At 34.7% G+C, this 3178-nt stretch carries 3 protein-coding genes and 1 pseudogene; 1 reads left to right on the top strand and 3 read right to left on the bottom strand.

Translation table 11 applies throughout. The annotated features are described in order from the left end of the window. Positions 1-117: 117 nt before the first annotated feature. Both A9239_RS04315 and A9239_RS20835 read right to left on the bottom strand, forming a co-directional pair. Positions 118-252: pseudogene (locus A9239_RS04315) on the bottom strand (YncE family protein); the annotation flags it as partial. Between the two features lie 230 nt (positions 253-482). After that, the gene (locus A9239_RS20835; RefSeq protein ID WP_048118047.1) at positions 483-1142 is read right to left on the bottom strand and encodes a hypothetical protein; all 660 of its coding nucleotides are present in this window, start codon (positions 1140-1142) and stop codon (positions 483-485) included. A gap of 1075 nt (positions 1143-2217) precedes the next feature. Here A9239_RS20835 and A9239_RS04305 point away from each other — a divergent pair. Further along, positions 2218-2643, top strand: a complete 426-nt coding sequence (locus A9239_RS04305; protein ID WP_048155313.1) for a universal stress protein — start codon at positions 2218-2220, stop codon at positions 2641-2643. A gap of 80 nt (positions 2644-2723) precedes the next feature. Here A9239_RS04305 and A9239_RS04300 read toward each other — a convergent pair whose 3' ends face one another. Then, entirely contained in the window at positions 2724-2939 is a 216-nt protein-coding gene (locus A9239_RS04300; RefSeq protein ID WP_080941470.1) for a winged helix-turn-helix domain-containing protein, read from the bottom strand. Positions 2940-3178: the final 239 nt, after the last annotated feature.

Below are 3178 nucleotides of genomic sequence, written 5' to 3'. Positions count from 1 at the left end.
GTACACTTAGGTGGATTTATGTCCATAACTCCGTACGTTTTTAGAGAAACACTAAGCCATAAGTATATTTATAAAGATATCAAGTTTTCGGCATTTTAACTGCGTAAGTCCTAAATCTCCCAGATTTGTCACATATGCAAATGGAGCTGCACTTGCTACACCAGCCAATATTAAAATCGTAAGTGAAGTTATTCCCAAAACTCTTATGAGAGTATGCTCTCGATGTATTTTATCACATGTTATTTTTTCCATTTTAAACCCCAACTTATGGATTCATTAAAAAGCAACAACATCAGCGACTCTCTCATGGATTTCGTTCATACCAGCACACAAAAATATTGAAGAATTTCAATCCCTCATGATGTGCAGTGTTTCGATATATCAGGTTTCTTAAGTTTGTACATCAGACTTGAGAGACAATAGATCATTTTGAGAGACAATAGATCATTAATACCAGTACTTCAGGTTCTCCAAGTCTCGCATTACTTTTTCCTGAGCTTCCATCCCCCATACAGGCAGGTCAAACTTCCTAATAATCCAAAACCTGGAGTAGAATTATTTTCGCTCGATCTACCCCCATCAGATTCAGAATTATTATTGCTTGAATTATTGAGTTTCTCATTATTCTCTTCTTTAGATGTAGACAAATTAGTCTGTTCAACAGCTGAAGTCGCTTTGTCTACTGGCACAACAAGATCTTCACGCATAAACACCAAAGGAACTTCTTTAATCCCTATAGAGCTCGCTTTTGAGTCAAATATATGGTATATTTCGTCCATGAAAGGTTCTTCAACCGTTTTATTAACAGCTACTTTGAGAACGCCATCTATGGTATAACTATAATTTGTAACAGGGCCATTTGGATACATATACTCCGACATTTCCGAATTACTTTCACTGTATATTTGACCTATTACCTTATTATTTTTATATGCTGAAAATTGATAATACAATTTTTGGCCATTTATATCATAAAGTTCCAATGGTTTTGAATCAATAGTGGCTTCTGTCCAGTTTTCAAAACCTGATGTGTTAGTTGCTATAAAATGTAGCATCTGTGCATTTGCGTGCTCAAAGGCTTTCTCTGCAGTTACAGAATAATTATCCTCTTTCTGTGCACTTGCGGCCGGTATCAACACCATACCAACAGCAGAGTTGCTAAAACAAGTATACCTATTCCAATTCTATTACGCTTCATATTTATCCTCCTTATAACCCTAGGAGGCAGAATCAGGCAAGCTTAAATATGGGCAAAGCTAACATAATCACTGCCTCTTAGGGCACATTTTATGGAGTTTGGGTTACCTGGAAAGTACTTTTGAACTCCATAAACTATTACTAATACATTATATATAAACCATAAACTATTTCACCAGATCATAAAACTATCCGTTTTTCATACTTTTTTCGAATCATTAATTATTTCAGAATCTTTGATTGTCGGATGATTTGGCCAGAAAGCTCATATATAAACACATTGTCCGACTATATTCAGATATGTATATAAAAGATAAAAGAATAAAATTTGTACTCATATAAGACCATATGAGATTGAACTATGTTGAGTCTAAACTGGTATATTTCTTAACCGTAACATGGTGGTAAATAAATGCGTGATTTATGATATTAAAGAGTAAAATATTCGAAAATCAACTATATCAACAAAATTTTGCTGTATCAAGGGTGCAACAGCTTTGCAAGCTACATTTGTATCCAGATTTGGGTGATAAAAGAGATATGGAAGCATTGTTATTGTTTTATGAATATCGGAAGGCACTGTTTAAGAGGAAGTAAAAATTAGTGAACTACTGTTATGTCCTGAAATATTTTCTCAGACTCAAAACCAGTTGGAAGTCCAATACATAATACAACAGCAGGCTACTTAAAATTTAAACATTAAGTAAACTTCAATTCGTTTTGGAACTGTAGGATGATCATATAGTAGGATGGTCATATATGAGAAACATATACGAAGTTGGGACAAAACAGTAGACCACATGTATATGAGAATAACTGCAATAGAAAACTAAAAAAGGAAAATAATTTGGGATCAAACAAAATTAATGAACTGTTAATTTTGCTCTAGTTCACGTGTATGTAGAAATCTTACCAGGTATCTTGCATCTTCACTTCATGAAACCCGATGCTATTATATTTCTTACAGGTGAATGAATAAATGGGGGATTTTACATAGAGAACGTTACTTTTAAGAAAATAATGATTGCAACTGACGGCTCGGTTTGCTCAAGGCTTGCTGCCAATAAAGGGATAGAACTTGCCAGGTTAAGCGGAGGGACGGTTTACGCAGTTTATGTAATATCCACGGAGTATTTTTCTTCGATGGCTGTGGATTTTAACTGGGAGAGAATGCGTGAGGCTTTGAGAAAAGACGGATCTGACGCCGTTAATTATGTAAAAGGGATCGGAGAGATGGAAAATGTTAATGTCAAGTGTGTCCTGCTTGAAGGTCATCCTGCCTCTGAGCTGATCCGATACGCCGAAGAAGAAAAAATGGATATTATTGTTATGGGCACTCTTGGCAGAACAGGAATTGATCGGCTGCTTTTAGGCAGCGTTGCCGTAAATGTTGTACGGCACTCAAAAGTCCCTGTTATGGTTGTAAGAGAAAAAAGTAAGTCTTAAAGGAAAAGCAAGCTAATAAAAGTATAATGGAAAATCATTTTGATGTAAAACAAGTATATCGTCCAAACATTCAATAAGGGTTATTTCAATCGGACATACCAACGATTAGATTCTTTATCAACGCTTATTTTGTCTTCTCTAGCAAGCCAGCCAATAGACATCAAAGCTATTTGAGAATCAAAACCATTGTCACTTAGGTGAATCTTTATCTGGTTCAAACTGCATTCACCTTCCTCTAGCTTATGATACAACACTCCTGCAGCTTCCCCAATTTTTAAGTTCATGTTCTCTGGCATATTTATCACCAATTTCATTCTCAGAATTGTTTTACTTTAAAAAGCAGGTACTGTTTTCAGGTACTGTTTTCAGGATCATAAATTTATAAATTCTGAATAAGCAGACCTTAAATAATATGCTTGGTTAATATATTAGGTTTTTCTGTTAAGGTCTTTTCCAATAAGTAAAAATGATTTAATAGTAAAGTGAGAATTCATTTTCATTCTCACTTTCACTTGCTTCAACTTTCACTTTTACT

Source organism: Methanosarcina sp. A14, from assembly GCF_001729375.1.
Taxonomy (GTDB): Archaea; Halobacteriota; Methanosarcinia; order Methanosarcinales; family Methanosarcinaceae; genus Methanosarcina; species Methanosarcina barkeri.
This window is presented reverse-complemented; position numbering and strand designations above follow the sequence as displayed.

What these genes read in the sequence shown, in the direction of transcription:
- A9239_RS04305 (WP_048155313.1), top strand. Translation starts at nt 2,218, where the DNA reads ATGATTGCAACTGACGGCTCGGTTTGCTCAAGGCTTGCTGCCAATAAA.
- A9239_RS04300 (WP_080941470.1), bottom strand. Translation starts at nt 2,939, where the DNA reads ATGCCAGAGAACATGAACTTAAAAATTGGGGAAGCTGCAGGAGTGTTG.
- A9239_RS20835 (WP_048118047.1), bottom strand. Translation starts at nt 1,142, where the DNA reads ATGGTGTTGATACCGGCCGCAAGTGCACAGAAAGAGGATAATTATTCT.